The sequence below is a fragment of the Arthrobacter sp. UYNi723 genome, from assembly GCF_054057635.1.
Genome location: NZ_JBSRZM010000031.1, coordinates 19,147 through 43,170, shown reverse-complemented (window position 1 = coordinate 43,170; position 24,024 = coordinate 19,147). Strand labels below are relative to the sequence as shown.

Genomic DNA, 24,024 nt, shown 5'->3' with positions numbered 1-24,024 from the left:
CGTTACCCGGGCACGGACCGGATCCTACGATTCGAGATCAAAAACAAAGAAACGTCACTCATAAACTAAATCGCTGTGTCCAGAGTCCTGAGCACCGGCTTGCGGGCGTGTTCGCCGCCGACGATCCGACCGGCAGCCTCCAGGCCGCCTGGCACGTCAAGGAACAACTCCGCACCCTGCTCTCCACCGGGTCCCTCGAAGCCGCAGACGCCGCGAAGTCTGCCCTCGCGGACCTGGTGGAACGCGCCGCGATGCCCGAGACGAACAGGCTCTACCGGACAGTGTGCCGCTGGTGGGCCGAGATCGAAGTCCTCATCGTCACCGGCGCTACAACAGCCAAGGTAGAAGCCAACAACACCGCGATAAAGCACATCAAACGCACCGCCCGCGGCTACCGCAACCCAACCAATTACAAATCGCCTATTCTCTTGAGAAGTGCAGCCCGGATGGCAGCATGAGCAATCATCTCAGCAGACCATTCCCCGGGAACCTTGAAGAGCCCTGTACGCGGGGCCATACAGCGACAGATCCAGGCACTCACGGCCGAGTTACTGATGCTCTCGACCAGCCGAAAGCGGCAAACCGAAGGACGCCACGCGCACTGTCCCGATGATTCCAAGAAGGAGGCTACGCGCGCATCTGGACATGATTCCGCGGGGCTTCCTTGGGCGATGGGGTCCCCAACCGGGTGTCGGCAATCTTATGGGAAGTGCGGGCTGCGCCCACTCCGATGCCAAATACCATCGAAAGAAGCGGCCACGCGACGGGTTCCATGAGGAAGAACCCGACTGCACAAGGAATGGCACCCAATACGAAGGCCCGGTGCCAAGAGCCTAAAGTCGGCGATCTTATTCCCTGGATCAGCGATAGGAACATTCCCACCATTAGTGCGAGGCCGATCAGGCCGAACTCCGCATACATAGTGAAAAACTGGTTGTCGACGGTGCCGTAGATTACGCCTTCGACGTTGTTTGAGAACGCTTTGGCCACAGCCTTCGGTCCTGCTCCAAGCACTATTTCGTGACCTGTCGTAATCTGCATAACCGTATCAAAACCGCCTAAGCGAATTCTTTGATCCTGAGCGGAAAGCTCACCAAAACGCTGTCCAAACCCTTCACCGAAGTACATAGCAATGCTGCCAACGGCGCCTGCTGCCGCAAGTGCGAAGGCTAAAAACTTTGAACGGTCGCTGTCCGCCCGAGCTAGCAATATTCCGAGAAGGCCAGCTGCCACGAACATGTAGATGCTCCTTGAAACCGATGCACTGGCACCCGCCAATGGAAGAGCAATGCTTAGGACTTGAAAGATCTTTCCGCCTCTGGAGCCGTGCGCCGGACCAGAAAGATTCAAGACCGCAACGCAGGTTAGTAGAACGCAGAGAACTAGAGGGTGGCCTAGGAAGGCTGACGCACGAAATACTCCGTAGGTAGTCCCGGGTACTTGGAACTCGGTATATAAATAGAATGGCCTCTTAGTGACGAACTCTGCTATAGCGATGATGGCGGCAACGCACGCTAGGAATGACAGCATTGTACGAATAGTTGCCAGCTCGCGCGGAGAAGCGGCGCTGCCTATCATAATAGCGAGAGCCATTACCGTCGCCGTGAGTAGCCCGACCAGGAGCCTGAAAATGTCAGTCTCAATCACGCCGACGGTCAAGAAAGAAAGCGTACTTATAGTGGTAAGCCAAACGAATGCCAGCTTCGGGCTTACATGTCGTTCTTTGGCGGTCACAAAAGCACTGCAGAGCAGCGATCCGGTGACCAGGATGAGTGCTATGATCTGCGGCTGGCGCTGCTCTGTGAATCCTGGCAGCAGCGGAATGAGAGCGACTGACAACAGCGATAGTACTGCAACTCTCGAGATGGACCCTCGGCAGAACAGATACCCTAAGATAAGCGCGGCTATCCCGACTATGATCGAAAACCAAATCGGTACCACCGGGCCGGGGGCCGCAACAACCTCAGTATTCAGCACCTGCGCTACATGCCACTGCATCATAAGATTTCCGGGCAATTTTGGACCTCATTCAGGATTTATTGGCATCCGTTGCTAAGTGCTGAGCCTAAGATAGATAGGGGAAAGTCTTGGGGACCAATCAGAGCTGTTCACTGGGATCACGGTTAGTTAAATTCTCCAAAACATGGCTAGATGCGGCTGTTGCGCTTTACTAGTTTTCGGTTGACCGGATCAAATGCGGTCGAATCGACTGGATTGGAATACACTTGGATCCCGCTCCGGGGAGCCCATCGCTTCGGGATCGTAGGCAGACGAGATCTCACGAGAAGTCAATATGTCCCCGCCACCCGTCCCCGGACGATTCCTCTTAGAATTACGTTTGGTGGCGGACTCATGTTCAGTATCGTGGCTGTAATAACTGTAGGCATAAGCGTCAGGGCCGCTATTGGGGATTCTGTTCAATATTATGCCCAATACATTTGACTTGACCATGTCCAGCGCATTTAGTGATTTTTGCAAGTCTTTTTGCTTGATCCTTTGAGATCCTACAACGACCACAACTCCCCCCACGTGCTGTGAGAGTACTGCGGCATCTGTCACCGGCAAGAGCGGTGGCGCATCAATGATTACGCTATCGAACGCGCTTTCTAGTCGCAGTATCAATTGCTTCATCTCGCCGGACCCTAACAGCTCACTCGGATTAGGTGGGATCTGTCCAGACGCGAGTACAAACAATTTGTCGTCGCCCCAAGGCTGCAGGACGTCGTTGACATCCGCCGCGCCTACCAGGACTGTCGTCAATCCCGCATTCCGATCGAGGCCAAGGTACTCGTTTATCATTGGCCGACGCAGATCTGCATCTACAAGACAAACAGTCTGGCCAGCTTGGGCAAGCGCGATTGCAAGATTCGTGGCAGTCGTACTTTTTCCTTCGCCCGGGACTGACGAGGTTATAAGAACAGTTCTAGCTTCTCCAGACACGTTTGCAAACTGGAGGTTCGTTCTCAGCTGGCGAAATGATTCGGCTCTTGGGCTCTGCGGGGCTGCTTGCGTGAGAAGGGGTTTCTTCGTTGCGTCCGGGTCAAACGAAATACCACCCAGCAAAGGCGAGTCCGTAATATGCCTGAGATCGGCTTCACCCCTTATCCGGCTGTCCAACATGGTCCTAAGCGCAGTCGCTGCGGCGCCCATGGCGAGGCCCGCAATTACACCCAAAAGTAGGTTAAGTCGGGTGTTTGGAGCTGATGGGCTCGCCGGAGCAATTGCAGGTTTGATAATAGAGAGGCTGACTGGGGATGACCCACCGCTTTTCGGAGTCTCCAAGTCTTCGACAGCTCGGATCAGACTTCTCGCAACCTCTTGGGCGATGGCCGCCGACCGAACGGGGGAACTGTCTTGAACGCTAATATTAATAAGGACTGTATTGAGGTCCGACGTGGCTTGGACTCTTTGCGATAGTTCGTCGGCGGTTACCGGCAGGCCCAAAGCATCTATCGCTGGTTGCAGGACCACGGGGGTTTCGACGGTCTTAACGTACGACTGAACCCTTGCCTGGCTGAATGTATTGCCTTGCTGCAACTCCTGGACCGACCCGGAGCCTTGAATAGCGACAAAAAGCTGAGTATCGGAGGTGTATATGGGTTTCGATAATACCGATGCCGCTCCTCCGAGCAAGATCCCCAGCAGCGTTGAGGCGACGATAAGAATCCAATTGCGGCGTAGGATGCGCAAGTAGTCGCTTAGGTCCAAATCGGGGTCCCCCTGGGTCGATTGCAAGAGGCCGCCAGTGGCACGCCCCCAGAACGGCTATATTCGTGCGGTCTTGCCAATTGTACTCGCCGCATGTGACCACAAGCACCGACGCGCGCCGGTTCGACAATTATGGATTCTTCGGAGTGGATGATTTGGCTGTGTTCATCAACCACTCCAGGGGGTCATACGTGGCATGGGCTGGAGCACCGACATTCGGTGGTGGATGGTTGTCTAGCGATCCGCAGGGTCGCGATAGTGACACCGACGTATGATCACTCGGATTGTGATGGTTCGACTGCCGGAGGATTCTTGACATTCGTCGCTGACGCTATCCAAAACCTGGGTCGGTAGTGGCCAACATGTAGCCGGCGGGCGAAAGGTTGGGGCCTCAGTCGGTCCAACTCGACGCTCGCACTTCAGGCATTAGGAATCTTTCTTGATCGTGTCGGTGTCGCCGTGAAGCTCTCCCTTGGACAGTCCTCGTGATGCCGTTTCCTACTGCCGGACGGCGCAGATGACTCATTTTGTTCTGAGTCCCGCCGCGTCGAGTCCCACGACTTCCGACGATGGTCGGCCGTACAAGTCGCCCGCAAACGCAACTCCCGCGTCAACGTTCTGAACCCGTAACTGAAGAGATCCGGGTTGGTCACGGTCCGCTCGAAGAACCGCGAGATCTTCGCGTTCGAAGCAACGTTCCCGAAGACACCGGCACCGGTCCCAGGATGTCCAGATCGGAGACGTGCTCTCCGCCGCCGGCGAGCATGACCGCCAACGAGCCCAGGATGGTGCCCGGCCGATGCCGGGGCCCGGACGGGACAAACTGGCCCAACCGGTCCTCCACAAGCCCCGGAACCCAAGCGCGTCAACAAGGGACGTCACCACGTCAGTCCGGCGTGGGAGACCAGTTGCTGCCCCGTCGTGGCGACAGGAAGGGACGGGAAAAATTCCGGTATTCTTGGACATCAGAAAGGTGCTCCTGCCGGCCGGTAGAAGAGTGCGTCAACAACACTATTTTCCCAGCTCAGAAGCACCTTTCGTCGCTTTGCCACACCCAGTGGGCGCCACCCTCATGAAAACCCCGGGCTGACATCCCAAGGCTGTGCGACGCGACGTCGCAGTAGTGCCTGCCTAGGTTTTTCAAGTTCGTGCCCCACCCAAGGCTGAAGTTAAAGAATCCTGTCTCATTGGCCCAAAGCTGGCCGTATGATTGCGCAATGAGCATCGATGTCGTGGGTCGCCGCACTGCCAAGCTGATCGGCTCTCGACGCGTCCCGTGGTGGGCCTATCTCTCGCTGGCTAGCCTCGCCGTTGCCACCACGCTGTTTGTCATATTCACCGCCTACCACGCCGGAGTCGGGGAGGGGTTCTGGTTGGTCATATCCATTCTGGCCCTGAACTGGGCTGTGTTCGGCACCTGCTTCTGGATTTCGAGAAGCAAGCCGCGCCGACGTAAAGGATCCCCAAACTGACGACCTGAATGAGACCACACTCGCCGCCGTTGCCTTCCCTTGGCTCCACCACCGGAACCGTGGCCCGAATGCAGCAATTGCTGACCAAGCTCGAGGCAGTCGAGAGCCTCGCGCATCGAAGCGTTGGTGAGGTTCAGATTCGGTGACGCGCCGATCGAGCAGGAAATGACCTGCCGGTTGACGAGATCCATGACCGGTGTGAGGTAGAGCTTTTGGTCGCCCACGCGGACGTCGGTCACATCCGTAACCACTTCTGATTCGGGGCTTTCGCTTCGAAGCCTGGGTCAGCACATTTGGGGCGACAATGCCCGAGCCTCGTCGCTGCGGCTTTAGACGATATGAAGTGAGGGGCGTTCAGTTCCCTGCCCGTCCGGATCGGGCCCATTGTCGCCGGGCGGCCGCGCAGCGCCGGCCTGACATGACGCGTATCCGTGGTGCCGGGGCGGCGCTGCGGGGCCTGTGGCCCGGCGGAATCGGCCTTTGTCCGGACGGGCAGGGGAAGAGGCGAGGACGGTGACGTGAAGGCCGGGGCCTTCTGTGTCACAGGGTCCGTGGGTTGCCATGGACGGTGCTCTTGGATTGTTGGCCCGTGGAGCGTTGCAATGGTAGTGCCACATGTGAGTTTTGGGAGGTCCCGGCTATGTTTGAGCATACTTTCATCGGGCTCGATGTTCACGCGATTTCTGTTGTTGCTTGCGCGCTGAGCCCGGATACCGGCGAGCTGGTGCAGGCGAAAATGGACTCCGACCCGGCGGTGGTGCTGGAGTGGATCCGCCGCCGCGAACCCCCGGTGAAGGCGGTGTATGAATCCGGCCCCACCGGATACGTCCTGGCCCGGTACCTGCGCGAGGCCGGCATCGACTGCGTGGTCGCGGCGTCCTCGAAGCTGCTCCGCGCCCCGGGCGACAAGGTCAAAACGGACAAGCGCGACGCCCGCCTGCTCGCCGAGATGCTCGCCCTTGGTCAGGTCACGCAGGTGCGGGTCCCGACACGGGATCAGGAAGACCTGCGGGACCTGTCCCGGCTGCGGGCCACGGCGGCAAGGAATCTCGCCCATGCCCGCCAGCGGGTGAACGCGATCCTGCTCCGGCATGGCATCAGGTACCCGAAGGACAGCAAGTGGACGAAGGAACATGTGCTGTGGCTGCACCGGCAGCATTTTGACTCCCCGGTGTTGCAGTTCACCTACGAGACCGATGTGGAGCAGGCCGAACTGCTCGCAGCGCAGCTGAAGCGCATTGACCAGCGCGTCGCGGCGATTGCCAAGGACTGCCAGTACACGCAGGTGATCGACGCACTGATGTGCCTGCGCGGCATCCAGACCACGACCGGGTTCGGACTCGCCGTGGAGATCGGGGACTGGACCCGCTTCACCGGCTCGTCCATCGGCTCCTACCTGGGGCTGGTGCCCAGCGAGCAGTCCTCGGGCCAATCCCGGCACCAGGGACCCATCACGAAAGCGGGCAGCAAATACGCCCGCAAACTCCTCATCGAGGCAGCCTGGCAGCATCAGCGCCCCTACTCCCGGCCCGGGGAACGGCTGCTGCGCCAGCTGGACCTGGTCGCCCCGGCCACCCGGATCCGCGCGCTGGAAGCGCAGCATCAGCGCCCCTACTCCCGGCCCGGGGAACGGCTGCTGCGCCAGCTGGAGCTGGTCGCCCCGGCCACCCGGATCCGCGCGCTGGAAGGCAATCACCGGCTCCACCACAAATGGGAAGTATTCGAAGCCCGCAAGAAAAGGTCCGTCACGGCCAACACCGCGATCGCCAGGGAACTCGCCGGATGGTGCTGGTCTCTGGCCGCACCCCTCCAACACGGCGACCACGGGCGAAGAGGCCGTATGAACGCGGCCTGATGAACGTGCCGTCCTGGTGCATCGCAGACGTGACGTGGCAGCACTCCGGGGCTAACTCGAGACCGCACTATGAGCAAACGGGCCACACCGTTGACGCTCGATTCTAGACAGCGATACGCCCCAGCCGAACAATCGTCATGCGGTAACCAACCCGCGAATATCAGTCTGACACTGCAGTCGAACACAAGACTCGCCAGCACGCCCCACCACACCCGGACAGCACCCAACGGAAAGCGGCCCCCCAATCAAGCCGGGGAGCCGCTCACCACTGCCTCTTGACAAACGTTCCTACATATCAGTGCTTGGCCCATCCGCCCCACAGCCGCTCGTGGCGGAACTGCATACAGCGCAGCCCGTGCTGGGGACTCACAGTTGCTAACAGCCCAGAGCTTTATTCTCACAGCACGCTCGTGAATACTGCCGGCCGCGCCCAGATTGCTGAGAAGTTCCTGGAGTCCTGGGCCATGCTGACCTAAAGAGCTAGCTTCCGCAAAGTCGGCGTGGCACATGCTCCCGCACCCAGCCGGCGCCCAGCCCTCACTCAGCGGGGTTATGGAAACGTTATATATGCTTAGTGGGTGAATTTTTGGTCAAGTAGCGGAATCCTGAACATGAGCGAACGCCCGGCGGCGCCCGAACTCGGGCTGGTGTCGGGGCGGCAGCACGCACTCGATGGGCTGCGCACCGTCGCGGTAGCGGGCGTTTTTCTCTTCCACACCGTCACGGGGTTCGCCCCCGGTGGCTCCATTGGCGTGGACGTCTTCTTCACGCTCAGCGGGTTTGTCATCACGCTCCTGATCATGAAGGAGTACCGCTCCACGGGCGGGCTGCGCGTTGCCGTCTTCTACGCCAAACGGCTCGCCCGGCTCTGGCCGGCGCTGTTGGTTCTGTGCGCTGTTGTCGTTGTGGTCGGCCTGATCTTTCCGTCGTCGGGCTGGGGCGGTCAGGAAGCCGACGCCATTCCGGCGGCTGGCTACCTGATGAACCTGTCCAACTTCGGAGCCTTCGGTTCCTCGACCGGCGGCGGCGCGCTGAGCCCAACCTGGACGCTCGCCGTCGAGGAGCAGTTCTACCTGATCTGGCCAGTGCTCCTCCTGCTGATGCTGAGGTTCTGGAAGGTCCGCACGGTCGCCTGGATCACCGCCGTCCTGGCGGCGGGGTTCCTGGTTTCACGCTTCTTCCTGGTCTCCGGCGGGGCATCGCTGGCCCGGATTTACAACGGGCCGGATACACGGGCTGACGAGTTGCTGCTGGGGTGCGCCGTGGCTCTGGTGTTGTCGTCCATCAGCCCGGGCTCGCGGCTCCACGGCTCGCTGCAGGCCGGGGTGCGCCATGGCGGCCCGTTCGCTGGACTCGCCCTGTTGCTGGCCGTGTTCATGCTCAAAGAGCCGACCACGCCCGGTGCCTGGTTTGATGTCTTCTGGACCGTGGGCCCGACGGCCCTGGCGCTGCTGGCCGGGTTGGCCATCGGCTGGCTTGTCCTGCTGCCCGACGGCTTCATCTCAAGGATCTTGGGCCACCGGTGGCTGTCCCGCCCGGGCCGGGACCTGTCCTATGGGATGTACCTCTGGCACTTGCCGGTCTTTATCCTGCTGATTCCCCTGGTCCCATCGCTCGCCATCCGCGTACCGCTGACGGCAGCCCTGACCGTGGTGATGGCCTACGGGTCATTCCGATTTGTGGAAACACCCATCCGCCGCTGGGCCTCCAGAAGGTTGGAGCCCGCCGTCGTCCGTCCCGCTCCGGTGCCCGCGCGGGAGCTGGCGATGGCCGGGGCATCCGGGAAGTAATGTCAAGCGGCGTCACCTGAGTGCTCAGCGCACCGTACCGTCGCGATCAGCTGGCCGCCGTCGTCGGCCTTCTGATACACCGTTACGTGGTTGGTTGATTTCGCGCAGAGGGCGCAAAAGGTCGTGTGCTGTTTAGTCCCCATAGGCAAATAGTACGCAGCAGAAGGTTTCAGATGGGTAAACATTGCCTTTCGCGGCAGGTCTGACGCCCTAACGCGTATCAACACCCTCAAATACCAGAAAGTCTGCGTGTCCTGGACGCCCGGCATCGCACTGGTGGCCGGACTTCCGGTATGGGCTACGCCTCTCATGAGAGATACTTTCCTCCACCCGACGAGCGGGCCACGAGGGAACGCCGCTGGAATCGGCTTAGTCGGGCAACGTCTTGTTGTGTCTGCGCCGCAGCCTGCTATGGGGCAGCGCCCATCAGCTGCAGGCGGACGTCTCCGAGTGCTCCATACACCGGACGATGGCAATCAGCGGACCGCCGCTGGCATCCCTCTCTCCGCGACGACGCCGGTAAGATGTGCCGGGTGACGAGTAACGGCGGAGACACAGCGTGACCAAGCAGGAATGGTTCAAGTACGGTGCACTCTTTCTGCTGGCGGTAGCGGCGTTCGGGGTAGCCGGCATCGCCCTGACGAATCCCCGCGCCCCGGGCGAAGCAGTCAGCCCTGTGACGGCAAGCTCTCAGGTGGCCACGGCGACTCCCACACCGACTGCCACGGCAACCCCGGCACCCACAGCGACCGCAACGGCCCAACAGCTGAAAATCCAGCTTCCAGCCCGGCCCGTCCTCCTGATTCTTGGCGATTCGTACACTGCCGGCGACGGCGCGGACCGGCCAGATCAGGGGTGGGCGTACCTTGTTGCCGACTCGCTCGGATACCCCACCAACATCGACGGGGAGGGCGGCACCGGCTTCGCGTGGGGCGGTGGTCCGCAGGACAACGGGGTCCGTGAGTACGAAGTCCGGTTGCGGGAAGCCGCTGCGGATCCGCGCTTCGTCCCCAACGTCCTCATACTGCAAGGCGGCCAGAACGACGCCCTGATCACCAGCCCTGATGAAATCCAAAGCGCCACGGCGCAGACCGTCGAGGCTGCCCGCACGTTGTGGCCCGGCGTCCAGGTGGTGGTTCTTGGGCCCTCGGCCCCCCAGCCGTTAGCGGAGGAACTGCAGGGTGTGAACAGCGCCGTCCGCGCCGGGGCCGCAGCCGCCGGTGCTCCGTTCATCGACGCCTATGAGGCCGGCTGGTTCACGGGTGCCAACAGCCCGGGATTCGACTTTGACGGTGCGCACCCGAACACCGCCGGCCACGCGCACCTTGCTGAGAAGTTCCTGGAGTCCTGGGCCACGCTGACTCAGTGAGCCGCCTTCTGCGGACGCGGCGATGCCTCTTGGACCCCGTCAGCGCGTGTCAACATCCTCAAACACCAGAAACGTCTGCGTGTCCTGGACGCCCGGCATAGCCTGCAGCTGGTCGAAAATCACCCGGCGCAGGTCGGTGTTGTCGATGGCGCGGACCAGCAGGATCACATCAAAGTCACCTCCCACAAGTGCGATGTGATGGACCTCCGGGATCGCGCGCAGTTGCTCGCGCAGTTCACGCCAGGAGTGTTGGCTTACTTTGAGTGTCACGTAGGCGGAGGACTTCAACCCGGCTTTGATGGGGTCCACCAGGGCCGTGAATTTGGTCAGCACGCCTTCGCCGGTGAGCCTGGCGATGCGGGTGTACGCGTGGGCGCGGGAGATGTGGACGTTTTCGGCCACCTGGGTCACGGACATCCTCCCGTCCCGGGTAAGTTCGGCGATGATCCTGCGATCGACGTCGTCCAGGGGCACCTCCCCGGAATCTCCGTCAAGTCGTGCCAATTCGTCCACCGCTCCCGCTCGTTGTCCAGATCACATTTCAATTCGTCTTCCAGACTAGGTCCATTCTGCAGAACCTTCCATGATTCTGCGAAGTACTGGATACGAAACTTCCCTTGGGGCGATACTGGGGGTGACTAGTGGCTACAGAAGGACGGACCAATGACGATCTCCGCGGACCACTCTGCGCCGGACCACGCCGAGCGCCTGCCGGCTGAAGATGCCGTATCCGAAGCGGTGCGCAAGTTCGGCATCACGGTGGAGGACTATATGCTGCCCGCCCGCCACCAGATCCAGATGGTGGATCCGGACGGACGGCTCATGGCAGAAAGTGAGCAGGGCACCGAACCCGGCCACGAGTATCCGCTGCCCGGCGATGAGGAACTGCTAGCCGCTTACGAGCAGCTCGTCGTCGGACGCCGGGTCAACGACCAGAACTCCGCACTGGTCCGCCAGGGGCGCATGGCCGTGTACCCGTCCAGCCATGGCCAGGAAGCCTGCCAGGTGGCAGCGGCACTCTGCCTCTCCGACGGCGACTGGCTGTTCCCCACCTACCGGGACGCCGTGGCGGTCATGGCACGGGGAGTTGATCCCGTGGAGACCATGACCATCTTCCGCGGTGACTGGCACAGCGGCTACGATCCGGCCAGGCACAAGGTGGGCATCCAGTGCACGCCGCTCACCACCCAGCTGCTGCATGGCGTGGGTGTTGCGCACGCGGCAAAGCTCCGCGGTGAAGACACAGTGGTCCTGGCGATGTGCGGGGACGGCGCCACCAGCGAGGGCGACTTCCATGAGGCCCTGAACTTCGCCGCTGTCTTCCACCTGCCGGTGGTCTTCTTCGTCCAGAACAACAAGTACGCCATCTCGGTTCCGCTGGCGCACCAGTCCGTGGCGCCGTCGCTCGCCCACAAGGCAGTGGGCTACGGCATGGCCGGCGAACGGGTGGACGGCAACGACATTGTGGCCCTCCTCGCCGTGCTGGACCGGGCCGTGAAGCTCGCACGGGCCGGCTCGGGACCGCTCCTGGTGGAGGCACACACGTACCGGATGCAGGCACACACCAACGCCGACGACGCCACCCGCTACCGGCAGGACAGCGAGGTGGCCGAGTGGCTGGCCAAGGATCCGATCAGCCGGATGAAGACGTACCTCACCGGGCGGGGACTGCTGGACGACGACGGCGCCGCGCGGATCGCCGCTCACGCTGAGGACGTTGCCACTCAACTTCGCGAGGGGTTGGGTGAGGACGTTCCGGTGGACCCCCAGGAACTCTTCCGGCACGTGTTCTCGGTGCCCACACCACAGCTGAAAGAACAGTCCGCCATGCTGGCCGACGAACTTGCCCGTGAAGCGTCCTCAGAGGAGTCTGCGAAATGAGTCCGACCATCACCACCTCGTCCGAGGCCAACGGCAACGTCAGCGCAGCAACTGCCCGGGCGGCGGCGTCCGCCGCGGCGACTGTTGAGGCCAGCGGACCGCAGGCCGTCACCATGGCCAAGGCACTCAACACCGCCTTGGCGGATGCGATGCACGCCGATCCGTCCGTCCTGGTCTTCGGCGAGGACGTGGGCCTCCTCGGCGGGGTCTTCCGCATCACGGACGGCCTCACCAAGACCTTCGGGGAGCAGCGCTGCTTCGACACCCCGCTGGCCGAGTCCGGCATTGTGGGCATGGCCGTGGGGATGGCCATGAACGGGATGCGGCCGGTGGTGGAGATGCAGTTCGACGCGTTCGCGTATCCGGCGTTCCAGCAGATCGTCAGCCACGTGGCCAAGATGCACAACCGCACCAGGGGCACCGTGAAACTGCCCATGGTGATCCGGGTTCCCTACGCCGGCGGGATCGGGGGAGTGGAGCACCACTGCGACTCCTCCGAGTCCTACTACGCCCACACCGCGGGCCTGAAGGTGTTCACGCCCGCCACCGTGGCCGACTCGTACCGGATGCTCCGCGAAGCCATCGATTCGGACGACCCCGTCATGTTTATGGAACCAAAGAAGCTCTACTGGTCGAAAGACCTGGTGGACCTTGAGGATCTGCGGGCGCAGCACGCCCTGAACGTCGAGGCGGGCAGGTCTTCGGAGGGCCGTGCCGCCGTCGCCCGTGCCGGGACTGACGCAACGCTCATCGCCTACGGCCCGTCAGTGCCCACCGCGCTGGCGGCGGCCGCTGCAGCTGCCGAGGAGGGCCGCTCGCTGGAAGTCATCGACGTCCGCTCCATCGTTCCCTTCGACGACGAGACTGTGTGCGCGTCCGTCCGTAAGACCGGCCGGGCCGTGGTGATCGCCGAAGCGCACGGGTTTGCGTCCGTGTCCTCCGAGATCGTGGCACGCGTCCAGGAACGCTGCTTCCACTATCTCGCCGCCCCCATCCGCCGCGTGACGGGATTTGACGTCCCGTACCCAGCGCCGAAGCTCGAGCACTACTACCTGCCCGGCGTGGACCGCATCCTCGACGCCGTAGACGACCTCCAGTGGGAGAACTGACCATGAGTGAAACGAAAGTATTCCTGCTGCCTGACCTCGGCGAGGGCCTGACGGAAGCCGAACTGGTCAACTGGCTCGTTTCGGTAGGGGACGAGATCAGGGTGGACCAGCCGATCGCCGAAGTGGAGACGGCCAAGTCCATGGTGGAAGTCCCGTCCCCGTACGCCGGCACTGTGACGGTGCTCCACGGCGAGCCCGGCCAGACGCTGGATGTCGGCAAACCGCTCATCTCGGTGCTTCCGGTGGGCTCGGTGGTCGAGCCTGCCGAAACCAAGCCTGCCGAAACCGGTGCAGCGGATACGTACCGTGAAGAAGAGAAGGCCGGGTCCGGAAATGTGCTGATCGGGTACGGGACTCCCGGCGGCAGTGGCGCTGCCCGGAGAACCAGGGCCCCCCGAACAGTGGTTTCGACAGGCTCAAGCAACGACAATCCAGTGGTTGAGCCCGTCGAAATCCCGGATGTGGACATCTCGCTCCTCCGGACGAGGGTCCCTGGCAAACTCGGCGCCGTCATTTCACCGCTCGTCCGGCGCATGGCACGGGAACACGGCGTGGACCTGGGCAACATTCACGGGTCCGGGGACAGTGGGCTGATTATGCGCCGGGACGTTGAAGCCATAATCCATCCGGCGGTTGAGGTTTCGGCAGGCTCAACCACCGAACGCCCGGTGGTTGAGCCTGTCGAAACCAAGGGGGCTGTCGATTCCCGCACAGGACTGGGCATCTCGTCCCGGACACCCGTCAAAGGTGTCCGCAAGGCCGTGGCCGCCAACATGTCCCGCAGCCGTGCGGAGATCCCTGAGGCCACCGTCTGGGTGGACGTGGATGCCACAGCGCTGGTGGAACTCCGGGCAGGCCTCAAAAAGTCTGATCCGCACAATACGCCGGGGCTCCTCGCGTTCATCGCACGTTTTGTCACTGCTGGGTTAAAACGATTCCCGGACCTGAACACCCGCATCGAAACTGCTGCCGACGGCTCCCAGGAGATCGTGGGCTTCGCCGGCATCAACCTGGGCTTCGCGGCCCAGACGGACCGCGGACTGATGGTCCCCTCGGTACGCAACGCGGACAAACTCAGTGCCCGCGAACTGGACGCGGAGATCCGCCGGCTCACCGCCGTCGTACGTGACGGCAAAGCGACGCCCGCGGAACTGGGCAGCGGCACCTTCACGCTGAACAACTACGGCGTCTTCGGGGTGGACGGTTCCGCAGCCATCATCAACCACCCCGAGGTGGCCATCCTCGGAGTTGGCCGGATCGTCGACAAGCCGTGGGTGGTGGAGGGCGAACTCGCCGTCCGGAAAGTCACCGAACTGACGCTCACGTTCGATCACCGGGTGTGCGACGGTGGCACAGCAGCCGGGTTCCTGCGGTTCGTGGCCGACGCGATTGAGAACCCGGGGTCGGTGCTCGCGGACATATAGGTGGCCTTGGTGGACGAAACCGCAGAGCTGTTGGGCGAGCACCTGAAGCAATGGAGAATCGTGCTTGGCCTCAGCCAGGAGCTGGCCGCGGACCGGGCTAATCTCTCCATGCCCACACTGCGCCGCATTGAACGCGGCGACACGGGCGTCAGGCTGGGAAGCGTCCTGGCCCTGACGTGCGCGCAGCTGCCAGGTTTCGTCCCAGTTGCAAGCAGAACGGCCCTACCCTCAGTTGTATCAATGGGCAGTGTCTCCCAGCAGCCAGCTCATTGCTTCGCTCCTGTAAGTGAAGAACTTCGTGGGGGCATGGGGCGCGTTGATGCCAAGGAAAAAGTTAGCAACGACTCGATCTACCGGGCTGGAACCGAGTAGGGCGATCTGTGAAGCCGCGCACGGGATGGACCATACCGCGCGCGCTTCGCGGCTGACAGTTTCCGTAGCGGCCATATCGACCAGCATGGGATGATCGACGCCGTTGCAGACCTCGTTGACCATCGCCATCGCTGCCCTGGCGTCGGCTACCTCGATTTTGGCGTGGGGCGTCCAGATTAGATGGACGATACCGTCGCCTCGGAGCTCGACGGAGCCTTTTCCCCCTTCTATTGGAGTTCGCCCTATTGGAGTTTGCCGCACTCGATGGCCTTCCGTATTGGTTCTGGACCCCATGATAGTCGGCACCAACGCGGCCCCGTGCCTGGACTAGGTGGGGAAGGGCCGGCAGCGGCGGAGCTGATGCATTCGACCTGACCTGCCCGCATTTTCCTGCCAGCGCAATAGCCACCCCGCGCAAAGTTCCCAGTCGGTGGCCGTGTGGTAAAGGACCTCGCTGATTTCAACTCCGTGAGGGTGTGGGCAGCCTAGAGCAGCCCCTCTCCGGAGCGCAAAGCCGGTCTAAGGCGTCTTGCGACCTTCGGGCTCGCCATGCTCGCGGACGCGACCCGCGTCCGGCTGATCCTGGCTTTGCGTGACGGTGAGATGTCCGTCAACGACCTTGCAGAGATGGTGGGTAAGCCCCAGTCCGCCGTGTCCCAGCACTTAGCGAAAATGCGGATGGCCCGAATGGTTTCCACGCGCCACGAAGGCACCCGTGTGTATTACCGGCTGGAAAATGAGCACGCCCGTCAGTTGGTGGCCGATGCCATCTACCAGGCCGAACATTCCCTGGGCGGCACGCCCCGCCACCACCACACGCAGGCGGAAAGCGGCGCGGCATGAAACGCACAGGTGACGGCATCGACAGCCACGGCGCTGACGGACAATCACGACCATGATCATGACTACAGGCACGGGCATCACCACGATCACGGGCACGAGCATCCTGGGGGCTGAGAGGGTTTCTCCGTGGCCTGTTCGTCCCGCACAGCCATGATGCCGCCGATTCCGCGGACGAGGCCATGGAGTCTTCGGTCAAGGGCATCCGGGCATTGAAGATTTCCTTGGCCGTTCTGGCCGTGACCTCGTTCTTGCAGCTGGTGGTGTTTCTTTTCAGCGGCTCGGTGGCCCTGCTGGCCGATACGATTCACAACTTCTCCGATGCCCTGACCGCAGTGCCCCTGTGGGTGGCGTTTGTCCTGAGCCGCCGCGCGGCGACGCGGACCTACAACTACGGTTTTGGGCGCAGTGAAGACCTGGCGGGCTTGTTCATCGTCGCGATGGTTGCCTTGTCCGCCATCGTGGCAGCGGTTGAATCCGTCATCCGCATCTTCCAGCCGCAGCCCTTGAACAACCTCGGCTGGCTGGTCGCGGACGGTGTCCATGCCCGGACCGACGGATTCACCTCCCTGGCGGTCGTCGCGGGTGTGATCGGTGTCTGGCTCGGCTTCCCCTTGGCAGACCCGATCATCGGCATCCTGATCTCGATCACCATCTTCGTCCTGCTGTGGGGCACCGCCAGGGACATCGGCCGAAGGCTCCTGGACGGCGTCGATCCGGCCCTGCTGGAACGTACCGAGGCCGCCATTGCGCCCGTGACGCCCCCGGCTTCAACCGTCCGCCTCCGCTGGAGCGGCCACCGGCTCCACGTTGAAGTCACCACCCCGGCCGACCCGCGGTGGAGCATGGCGGAGCTCGCCAGCCTCAACCGTTCGGTCGAGAACGCCGTGCGGACCAATATCCGCAACGTCGGAACGGTGCTCGTCGTTGCCCGCTAACCGCCGCGCGGCCCGTGGGGCGCAAGCGCCTGCTCAGCTGACTTCTGAACAGTGGGCGGGAAACGAAAGCCATCAATCCGCCCTGACCATCGCCGAGCTCCCGGGCCACGGCCGGTTCTTCCTCACCGATGCAGCCGTGGAAATGATAGGAGTATTCGGCGGGCTGCTTCACTGCTACACGGGCCCCGGCGGATGCCGGAAGCAAGGCCTGTGTTTCACATGGACCCTGCCCCGCAAGCCTCTCGGATGCGAACTGCGGCCCGGAGGGGCAGATCAAAGTAGTTCTGCGGCCATGGGATCCGTACTGTCCTTCGGCGTGATCAACATGCCCGCCGACGTCGAATACGAAGGCCCGCGCCCTGTCACCTGGCTTATTTGGGCAGGCTCAAACCGGGGAACAGACTTTTTGGCACTTTGCAAGTGCCTACACTTTGGTCAGTTGGAGATGTCTTTTGCATCGCTGAGCCCGGCGAGAGCCTTGCGGAGTCGGGCATCGGCATCGTCGGCGACTTCCCGGACGACCGGATTTTCGCTGAGCTGGACCATGGTTTGTGGGTCTATGGCTTCGACAGTGGTTTCGAGCGCGTCCTTGCCTCGTCGGACAATGACATTACAGGGAAGGAGCGCGCCCAGCTCCGGCTCGGCCGCCAGGGCGCGGCTCGCCAAAGTGGGGTTGCAGGCCCCAAGGATTACATAGTCGCCGACGGCGTCGGCGGCCTCGGTGCCGAGTTTGGTCTCAAAAGTGGAGCGGACGTCAATCTCCGTCAAGATGCCAAAGCCTTGTTCACCGAGCGCCTCACGAGTGCGCTGGACAGCGTCCTCCCAGGACAGCGGGACGGTAACTGTGTGGGTGTAGCTCATGAGTCTGCTCCTCATAGGTCGTTAAAGATACGGCCCGGTTCAGGCCGGGGCCGTGCCGGGGCAGCTTGGGGGAAGCTCCCCCGGCACGGGGTCTTGGGGTCCCTGCTTTTCAGGCGAGGGAGAGGAAGAGCTTTTCCAGCTCTTTTTTGTCCATGGTGGTGTCTTCGCGGACGATGCATTGCTCAAGGCCGCTGGCGATGATGGCGAAGCCGGCCCTGTCCAGGGCCTTCGAGACGGCAGCCAGCTGCGTGACGATGTCCTTGCAGTCCCTGCCCTCCTCCAGCATGCGGGTGACAGCTGCGAGCTGGCCCTGGGCGCGCTTGAGGCGGTTGACCACCGGGGTCAGTTCTGTCGGATCGAGTTGCATGAAGTCTCCAAAGGCGTGGGTGTCTTGCCATCAACTATATACCCCCTAGGGTGTTTTGCATACCCTCTAGGGTATCTGCAATACTGGGTGGGGTATCGACCAACGACCCCTTTCGAGAGGCCCCCATGACTTCCCTTTCCCCATCCACCGCCATTACCGCCCTGGCGCCGGAGACCTTGCGCAGCTGGGTCGCCGAGCATCAGGACCTTGTGGTCATCGACGTGCGCTCTGCCGCTGAGTTCGAGTCGATGCACATCCGGGGCTCCTATAACGTCCCGCTGCCGTTGCTGTCCGAACACACCGACGAACTGGCCGCCCGCCTGGGCAGCCGCGTCGTCCTTGTCTGTCAGTCCGGAGCCCGCGCCGAGCAGGCGCGTCAGCGCCTCGCCGGTTCCGGCATCGATACGGCCTACGTCCTGACCGGCGGCGTCCCAGGCTTCGCAGCGAGTGGTGGCGACGTGGTCAAGGGCAAGGACCGTTGGGACCTGGAGCGGCAGGTCCGACTCGCCGCCGGGTCCCTGGTGGTTCTGGGCCTTGCAGGGGGTAAGTTCGTTTCGCCGAGGATCCGGATGCTTGCCGGCGTCATCGGGGCAGGCCTGACCTTCTCCGCGGCCACCAACACCTGTGCCATGGGCCAGGCCATCTCGGCGATGCCATGGAACAGGGCCGCCAAGGAACCCACCCGCGAAAGCGCCATCCTGCAGCTTCCGGTGGCCGAAGCCAGGCAGGCCCCGGCAGCATGATCGCGGCCCTGTTACTGGGGCTTATTGTCGGGGTCGTTCTCGGAATCGTCGGTGGCGGCGGCTCCATCATCGCCGTCCCTGCCCTGGTCTACGGCGTGGGCATGAGCCCGGCGCAGGCCATTCCCACCTCGCTGCTGGTGGTGGGCATCTCGTCCCTGGCTGCGCTGATCCCCCGGCTGCGTGAGGACATCAACTGGCCCGTGGTGTTGCTTGTTGGCGCTGCGGGCATCCCCGCTGCGTGGGGCGGGGCAGCTGTTGGCAGGTTGCTGGATCCGACCATCCTGATGCTTGCCTTCGCTGCCATCATGGTGATCGCCGGGATCCGGATGCTTATGCGTACTGCGGAGACCGAGGGCTCGTGCAGCACAGGCGCCAACCGGGCCTTCCGCTCCTGCGCGCCCAAGGCCGTGGGGGTCGGGATCCTCGTAGGGTTCCTCACTGGGCTGCTGGGAGTGGGTGGAGGTTTCCTGATCACCCCGGCCCTCACACTGTTCCTGGGCCTGCGCATGAAACAAGCCGTGGGTTCATCCCTGGCCATCATCGTGATCAATTCGGCTGCGGGCTTCGGCGCCCACGCCGCGGGATTTACCATCGACTGGCCCGGCGTCCTGTCCTTCGCGGTCCCCGCGATCCTCGGATCCCTCGTTGCTGCCCGCCTTGCCCGCCACCTTAACGACCAGCACATCCGCATCTCGTTCGCCGTGCTCATCTTTGCCGTCGCAGCCTGGGTCACTGCGGGCACCGTTACCGCCTGAAATCCACCCCTCGTTCCGAAACAAAGGAGAACACCATGGGCCTCATCAGCTCCCTGAAGAAGGCATTCAGCAAGCCCTACAAAACCATCACGGTCGCTGAGGCCAAGGAACTCCTGGCTTCGGGCGCGGCTCTGATCGACGTTCGTACCGTCCAGGAATGGCGCTCCGGACGGGCCCCGCAGGCCAAGCATGTCCCGCTGGACAGGCTCCAGACCAGCACGACCGGAATCCAGAACACCCGCCCCGTGATCGCCATGTGCCAGTCCGGGATCCGATCCGCTTCCGCCGCCCGCCTGCTTGCTGAAAAGGGCTATGAGGCATATTCCCTGCGCGGCGGCATGGTCGCTTGGCGCCAGGCCGGGGAACCCGTCCGCTAAGGACAACAGTCCAACTATTCGAAGGAGAAACCGATGACTGAAATCACCGTCAACGAAGCCGACCAGCGCCGATCCACTGACCGGATCATCGATGTCCGCGAGGACTTTGAAGTCGCCGACGGCATGATCCCGGGAGCGCTGCACATCCCCGTGGGGCAGCTGCAGGCACGACTGTCCGAGCTGGACCCCACGGTCCCCGTCATCGCTGTCTGCCGCAGCGGCAACCGGTCCGCCCGCGTCGCAGACGCGCTCAACGGTGCCGGCTTCACCGCCGACACCATGGCCGGCGGCATGATCGCCTGGACCCGCGCAGGCCTCCCCACCACCTGACCCTCCTGCTGAAGATCAGCATCCAACTCTCCAAGACACCATCCGGAAGGACACGAACTTCGTCATGGCAACCATCGATATCACCGAACAGAACTTCGCCGAAACCCTGGAGAACAACGACATCGTTTTCGTTGACTTTTGGGCAGCCTGGTGCGGCCCCTGCCGCATGTTCGCCCCCACCTACGGTGCCGCCGCCGAACGGCACCCGGATATCACCTTCGCCAAGGTCGACACCGAAGCCGAACAGGCCCTCGCCGCCGCGGCCGGCATCACCTCCATCCCTACCCTGATGGCTTTCAAGGACAAAACCCTGGTCTTCTCCCAGCCCGGAGCGCTCAACGCCACCGGACTCGAAGAAATCATTCTGGGCGTAAAGAACCTGGACATGGACAAGCTCCGCGCCGACTCAGCGCAGCACCACCCCTAACATCCCAACGAAAGACAGCTGGCACACCCAGCATTGCAACATACCCCCAGGGGTATTAGAATTGATGCAGGAACAGACGCCAAACTTCCCCTCATGAAGGAGAGCACCAATGCTTATCGAGCGTATTTACGACGAAGACCTCGCCCAGGCCAGCTACCTGATCGGCTGCCAGGCCAACGGAACCGCAGTGGTCGTTGACGGCCGCCGGGACATCGCGGTTTACCAGGATCTGGCGAAGAAGAACGGCATGAAGATCGTGGCGGTCACCGAAACCCACATCCACGCCGATTACCTCTCCGGCACCCGCGAACTCGCGGCCGCCACGGGCGCGAAAATCTATGTCTCCGGCGAAGGCGGTCCGGACTGGCAATACGGATTCGACGGCGAACGCCTCTATGACGGCGACACCGTCACCATTGGCAACATCAGCATCCAGGCCGTACACACCCCGGGCCACACCCCCGAGCACCTGTCGTTCCTGGTCACCGACGGCGCATTCAGCGACCAGCCCGGCTACCTGCTCTCCGGCGACTTCGTCTTCTCCGGCGACCTGGGCCGTCCGGACCTGCTCGACGAGGCAGCCGGCGGCATCGACACCCGCTTCGAGGGCGCCAAGCAGCTGTTCGCCAGCCTGCGGGACAAGTTCCTCACCCTGCCGGACTACGTCCAGGTGCACCCTGCCCACGGGGCCGGCAGCGCCTGCGGCAAGGCCCTCGGCGCCATCCCCTCCTCCACCGTCGGCTACGAGCGCCTTTACGCCTGGTGGGGCCCGTACCTGGCCGCCAATGACGAGCAGGGCTTCATCGACGAACTCCTCGACGGCCAGCCCGACGCCCACGCTTACTTCGGACGGATGAAGCGCGAAAACCGTGAAGGCCCGGCCATCATGGGCGAACGCGACCCGCTTCAGGAACTGGACCCGGCCGACGTCGCGAAGGACCTCGCCGAGGACACCGTCACCTTCATCGACACCCGCCCCAACACCGAGGTCCACGAGGGCACCGTCGCCCGCTCACTGAACGTCCCGGCCGGGAAGTCCGTGGCAAGCTACGGCGCCTGGGTAGTGAACCCCGAGACAAACAAGAACCCCCTGGTGCTCCTGGCTTCCGACCAGGAAACCGCGCAGGACATGTGGGACCACCTCGTCCGGGTCGGCATCGACAACGTCGCCGGCTACGTCACCACCCTCGAGGGGCTGCCCATGAGCACTCCGAAGCTGATTCGGCCCGAAGAACTGGCCGGCTTCGACGCGTCCGTGGTGCTGGATGTCCGCAACCGTACTGAGCACACCGCCGGGCACGTCCCCGGCTCCCGCCAGCTCAGCGGCGGCCGGGTCATGTGGCACCTGGACCAGCTTCCGGCCGAAGGCACCATCGTGACCTACTGCCAGAGCGGAGTCCGGAACTCCGTGGCGGCCAGCGCCCTGCGCCGCGCCGGGTACGACGTCGTCGAACTCGACGGCAGCTACGCCGCCTGGGACGCCTGGCAGAACTCTGGCCAGTCAGCCAGGGCCTAGAACCAGCGGCACCGCACGGCCCGGAAAACCCTCGCGGTCAGGAAAGGCCTGGCCGTGTACGAGAAGAGATAAGGAACCCCTTGATGATGAACGGCTTTTGTATGGGCGGGATGGGGCTTGCGTGGATCTTCTGGCTTCTGCTGATCGCAGGCGGGGTCATGCTCGCCGTGGTGCTGGTCAAAGCCTTCACCCGCAACGCCGGCGGTAACGCGCCCACCGATGGGCAGGGACCACCGCGCACGGGTGCGGGCCCTGCCCGGGCCCGGGAGATCCTTGAGGAGCGTTACGCCCGCGGGGAGATCAGCACCGAGGAATACCAGGAACGGCGACGGATACTGGAGGAGGACGGCCGGTGAGGCCGCTGACACGCCGCCAGCTGCTGGCACTGGGTGCGGTCGGGGCCGGCGCTACGGCTGCCGGCGGCGCCGGGCTGTGGCTGACCACCGGCAACGGACCCGGATACACCGGGGGTGAGGACCTGACCGAACCCCAGGTGCTGGCCAGCCGCGACCGGGTGCTGGAGCTGGACCTGACCGCCGCGCCGGCACGGGTCCGGGTCGGCGGGCGGGATGCCTCCGTCCAGGCGTTCAACGGCTCACTGCCCGGTCCGACCCTGCGGGTCCGCGCGGGCGACACGATCCGGGTCACACTGCGCAACGGGCTGCAGGCTCCCACGAACCTGCACGTGCACGGACTGCACGTCTCCCCACAGGGCAACAGCGACAACCCGTTCGTAAGCATTGACCCGGGCGGGTCCTTCGACTACGAGTTCACCCTGCCCGAGGACCACCCGCCTGGTACCTACTGGTACCACCCGCACCGCCACGGGCACGCCGCCGACCAGGTCGCCGCCGGCCTCTACGGGGCCATCGTGGTGGAGGACCCCGACCCGGTTCCGGTCACCCGGGAGCGGGTGCTGGTGGTCTCCGACCTGTCCCTCGACGCTGCCGGCAATCTCGCCGAGGTGGACCAGATGCAGCAGATGATGGGACGTGAGGGAGAGATCGTCCTGGTCAACGGGCAACTCCGCCCGCAACTGCGCGCCGCGCCCGGAGAACGGGAGCGGTGGCGGATCATCAACGCCTGCCCCTCCCGGTACCTGCGCCTGGCACTTGACGGACAGCAGGTCCGGCTGCTCAGCAGGGACCTCGGGCGCCTGCCGATCCCAGAAGACGTCACCGAAGTGGTTCTCGCCCCCGGCAACCGCGTAGAGCTGCTCGTGGAAACCCGCGACGGGTCCGCCGCCCTCACGGCTGCCGCCCTGGACCGCGGCAGCATGAACGCGATGATGGGCGGGGCCATGAGGGGCGACAACGAATCCGGTGGCGGCCCGGTCGAACTGCTCACCCTGGCCGTCTCGGGAAGCGCGGGCACTGACCCCGGGCCCGTGCCCGAGGGCCGGCCCCTGCGCGATCTACGGAACGAACCGGTCACCGCCGCCCGCACCCTGAACTTCGCCATGGGCATGAATGGAAACATGGGCGCGGGAATGGGCAGCGGACAGGGCACCATGATGGCCTTCACCATCAACGGACGGGAGTTCGACCCCGAACGGCTCGACGAGACGGTCGCAGCCGGGACCGTGGAGGAGTGGACCCTGACCAACTCCAGCCCCATGGACCACCCCATCCACCTGCATGTGTGGCCCATGCAGATCGTCCAGGACGGCGACCGCGACGTGACCGGGCCCAAATGGCAGGACGTGGTCAACGTCCCCGCCCGCTGCCAAGTGAAAGTCCGGGTGGCCTTCGACGACTTCGCCGGCCGCACCGTGATCCACTGCCACATTCTGGACCACGAAGACCAAGGCATGATGGCCACCGTCCAAGCCCGCTGACCGGCCAGCGACACGGGCGGGTAAACGGCCGGGCTCCACAGGGAACCCGCCGT

General features: G+C 63.3%; 23 protein-coding genes and 3 pseudogenes. 18 read left to right on the top strand and 8 right to left on the bottom strand.

Annotated elements, in window-relative coordinates; translation table 11 throughout:
- Window positions 1–95: 95 nt before the first annotated feature.
- Window positions 96–458, top strand: a pseudogene (locus tag ACVWY0_RS19210) (transposase); the annotation flags it as partial.
- Window positions 459–627: 169 nt separating this feature from the next.
- On the opposite strand, the gene ACVWY0_RS19205 reads toward ACVWY0_RS19210, so the two are convergent.
- From ACVWY0_RS19205 to ACVWY0_RS19190, 4 genes and pseudogenes are all read right to left on the bottom strand, one after another.
- Window positions 628–2,016, bottom strand: coding sequence for an O-antigen ligase family protein (locus ACVWY0_RS19205; protein WP_485838096.1), 1,389 nt, complete (start codon window positions 2,014–2,016; stop codon window positions 628–630).
- Window positions 2,017–2,190: 174 nt separating this feature from the next.
- On the bottom strand, window positions 2,191–3,708 hold the full coding sequence (locus tag ACVWY0_RS19200) for a tyrosine-protein kinase domain-containing protein (RefSeq protein WP_485838097.1): 1,518 nt from the start codon (window positions 3,706–3,708) through the stop codon (window positions 2,191–2,193).
- A 566-nt stretch (window positions 3,709–4,274) separates the two neighbouring features.
- Window positions 4,275–4,664, bottom strand: a pseudogene (locus ACVWY0_RS19195) (IS1380 family transposase); the annotation flags it as partial.
- 386 nt (window positions 4,665–5,050) lie between these two features.
- Window positions 5,051–5,419, bottom strand: coding sequence for a hypothetical protein (locus tag ACVWY0_RS19190; protein WP_485838095.1), 369 nt, complete (start codon window positions 5,417–5,419; stop codon window positions 5,051–5,053).
- 401 nt (window positions 5,420–5,820) lie between these two features.
- On the opposite strand from ACVWY0_RS19190, the gene ACVWY0_RS19185 reads away from it, so the two are divergent.
- The 3 genes from ACVWY0_RS19185 (at window position 5,821) to ACVWY0_RS19175 (ending at window position 10,194) form a co-directional block, all read left to right on the top strand.
- Window positions 5,821–7,035: an IS110 family RNA-guided transposase gene (locus ACVWY0_RS19185; RefSeq protein ID WP_485838094.1), complete on the top strand. Its 1,215-nt coding sequence runs from the start codon at window positions 5,821–5,823 to the stop codon at window positions 7,033–7,035.
- Between the two features lie 611 nt (window positions 7,036–7,646).
- The gene (locus tag ACVWY0_RS19180; RefSeq protein WP_485838093.1) at window positions 7,647–8,825 is read left to right on the top strand and encodes an acyltransferase family protein; all 1,179 of its coding nucleotides are present in this window, start codon (window positions 7,647–7,649) and stop codon (window positions 8,823–8,825) included.
- Window positions 8,826–9,384: 559 nt separating this feature from the next.
- Window positions 9,385–10,194, top strand: a complete 810-nt coding sequence (locus ACVWY0_RS19175) for an SGNH/GDSL hydrolase family protein (RefSeq protein ID WP_485838092.1) — start codon at window positions 9,385–9,387, stop codon at window positions 10,192–10,194.
- Between the two features lie 39 nt (window positions 10,195–10,233).
- Here the strand turns inward: ACVWY0_RS19175 and ACVWY0_RS19170 are convergent, their stop codons facing one another.
- A complete protein-coding gene (locus ACVWY0_RS19170) occupies window positions 10,234–10,698 on the bottom strand; it encodes an Lrp/AsnC family transcriptional regulator (RefSeq protein ID WP_485838091.1) in 465 nt (154 codons plus the stop codon).
- A gap of 159 nt (window positions 10,699–10,857) precedes the next feature.
- Here ACVWY0_RS19170 and ACVWY0_RS19165 point away from each other — a divergent pair, with 159 nt between their 5' ends.
- The 4 genes and pseudogenes from ACVWY0_RS19165 to ACVWY0_RS19150 form a co-directional block, all read left to right on the top strand.
- The gene (locus ACVWY0_RS19165; RefSeq protein ID WP_485838090.1) at window positions 10,858–12,075 is read left to right on the top strand and encodes a thiamine pyrophosphate-dependent dehydrogenase E1 component subunit alpha; all 1,218 of its coding nucleotides are present in this window, start codon (window positions 10,858–10,860) and stop codon (window positions 12,073–12,075) included.
- Window positions 12,072–13,184: an alpha-ketoacid dehydrogenase subunit beta gene (locus tag ACVWY0_RS19160; protein ID WP_485838089.1), complete on the top strand. Its 1,113-nt coding sequence runs from the start codon at window positions 12,072–12,074 to the stop codon at window positions 13,182–13,184. The genes ACVWY0_RS19165 and ACVWY0_RS19160 overlap by 4 nt, the downstream gene beginning before the upstream one ends.
- Before the next feature lie 2 nt (window positions 13,185–13,186).
- Window positions 13,187–14,608 carry a dihydrolipoamide acetyltransferase family protein gene (locus ACVWY0_RS19155; RefSeq protein WP_485838088.1) on the top strand — a complete coding sequence of 474 codons (1,422 nt, stop codon included), beginning with the start codon at window positions 13,187–13,189 and terminating at the stop codon, window positions 14,606–14,608.
- Window positions 14,609–14,770 (top strand): annotated as a pseudogene (locus ACVWY0_RS19150) (helix-turn-helix domain-containing protein); the annotation flags it as partial. It lies immediately after the preceding gene.
- Window positions 14,771–14,845: 75 nt separating this feature from the next.
- Here the strand turns inward: ACVWY0_RS19150 and ACVWY0_RS19145 are convergent.
- Window positions 14,846–15,274: a DUF7793 family protein gene (locus tag ACVWY0_RS19145; protein WP_485838087.1), complete on the bottom strand. Its 429-nt coding sequence runs from the start codon at window positions 15,272–15,274 to the stop codon at window positions 14,846–14,848.
- A gap of 255 nt (window positions 15,275–15,529) precedes the next feature.
- On the opposite strand from ACVWY0_RS19145, the gene ACVWY0_RS19140 reads away from it, so the two are divergent.
- Together ACVWY0_RS19140 and ACVWY0_RS19135 are read left to right on the top strand one after the other, a co-directional pair.
- The gene (locus tag ACVWY0_RS19140; RefSeq protein WP_485838086.1) at window positions 15,530–15,823 is read left to right on the top strand and encodes an ArsR/SmtB family transcription factor; all 294 of its coding nucleotides are present in this window, start codon (window positions 15,530–15,532) and stop codon (window positions 15,821–15,823) included.
- Window positions 15,824–16,002: 179 nt separating this feature from the next.
- Window positions 16,003–16,758: a cation diffusion facilitator family transporter gene (locus ACVWY0_RS19135; protein ID WP_485838085.1), complete on the top strand. Its 756-nt coding sequence runs from the start codon at window positions 16,003–16,005 to the stop codon at window positions 16,756–16,758.
- Between the two features lie 435 nt (window positions 16,759–17,193).
- Here the strand turns inward: ACVWY0_RS19135 and ACVWY0_RS19130 are convergent, their stop codons facing one another.
- Entirely contained in the window at window positions 17,194–17,619 is a 426-nt protein-coding gene (locus ACVWY0_RS19130) for a DUF302 domain-containing protein (RefSeq protein ID WP_485838084.1), read from the bottom strand.
- A 109-nt stretch (window positions 17,620–17,728) separates the two neighbouring features.
- A complete protein-coding gene (locus ACVWY0_RS19125; protein WP_141141385.1) occupies window positions 17,729–17,986 on the bottom strand; it encodes a metal-sensitive transcriptional regulator in 258 nt (85 codons plus the stop codon).
- A gap of 125 nt (window positions 17,987–18,111) precedes the next feature.
- On the opposite strand from ACVWY0_RS19125, the gene ACVWY0_RS19120 reads away from it, so the two are divergent.
- The 8 genes from ACVWY0_RS19120 (at window position 18,112) to ACVWY0_RS19085 (ending at window position 23,971) form a co-directional block, all read left to right on the top strand.
- Window positions 18,112–18,729, top strand: a complete 618-nt coding sequence (locus ACVWY0_RS19120; RefSeq protein ID WP_485838083.1) for a rhodanese-like domain-containing protein — start codon at window positions 18,112–18,114, stop codon at window positions 18,727–18,729.
- A complete protein-coding gene (locus tag ACVWY0_RS19115; protein ID WP_485838082.1) occupies window positions 18,726–19,484 on the top strand; it encodes a sulfite exporter TauE/SafE family protein in 759 nt (252 codons plus the stop codon). The genes ACVWY0_RS19120 and ACVWY0_RS19115 overlap by 4 nt, the downstream gene beginning before the upstream one ends.
- A gap of 35 nt (window positions 19,485–19,519) precedes the next feature.
- Entirely contained in the window at window positions 19,520–19,861 is a 342-nt protein-coding gene (locus ACVWY0_RS19110) for a rhodanese-like domain-containing protein (RefSeq protein WP_485838081.1), read from the top strand.
- 33 nt (window positions 19,862–19,894) lie between these two features.
- Window positions 19,895–20,191, top strand: a complete 297-nt coding sequence (locus ACVWY0_RS19105) for a rhodanese-like domain-containing protein (protein WP_485838080.1) — start codon at window positions 19,895–19,897, stop codon at window positions 20,189–20,191.
- Window positions 20,192–20,255: 64 nt separating this feature from the next.
- The gene (gene trxA, locus ACVWY0_RS19100) at window positions 20,256–20,618 is read left to right on the top strand and encodes a thioredoxin (RefSeq protein ID WP_485838079.1); all 363 of its coding nucleotides are present in this window, start codon (window positions 20,256–20,258) and stop codon (window positions 20,616–20,618) included.
- A 109-nt stretch (window positions 20,619–20,727) separates the two neighbouring features.
- Window positions 20,728–22,134, top strand: coding sequence for an MBL fold metallo-hydrolase (locus ACVWY0_RS19095; protein ID WP_485838078.1), 1,407 nt, complete (start codon window positions 20,728–20,730; stop codon window positions 22,132–22,134).
- Between the two features lie 83 nt (window positions 22,135–22,217).
- Window positions 22,218–22,490: an SHOCT domain-containing protein gene (locus tag ACVWY0_RS19090; RefSeq protein ID WP_485838077.1), complete on the top strand. Its 273-nt coding sequence runs from the start codon at window positions 22,218–22,220 to the stop codon at window positions 22,488–22,490.
- Window positions 22,487–23,971 carry a multicopper oxidase family protein gene (locus ACVWY0_RS19085; protein WP_485838076.1) on the top strand — a complete coding sequence of 495 codons (1,485 nt, stop codon included), beginning with the start codon at window positions 22,487–22,489 and terminating at the stop codon, window positions 23,969–23,971. Before ACVWY0_RS19090 ends, ACVWY0_RS19085 begins: the two co-directional genes overlap by 4 nt.
- Window positions 23,972–24,024: the final 53 nt, after the last annotated feature.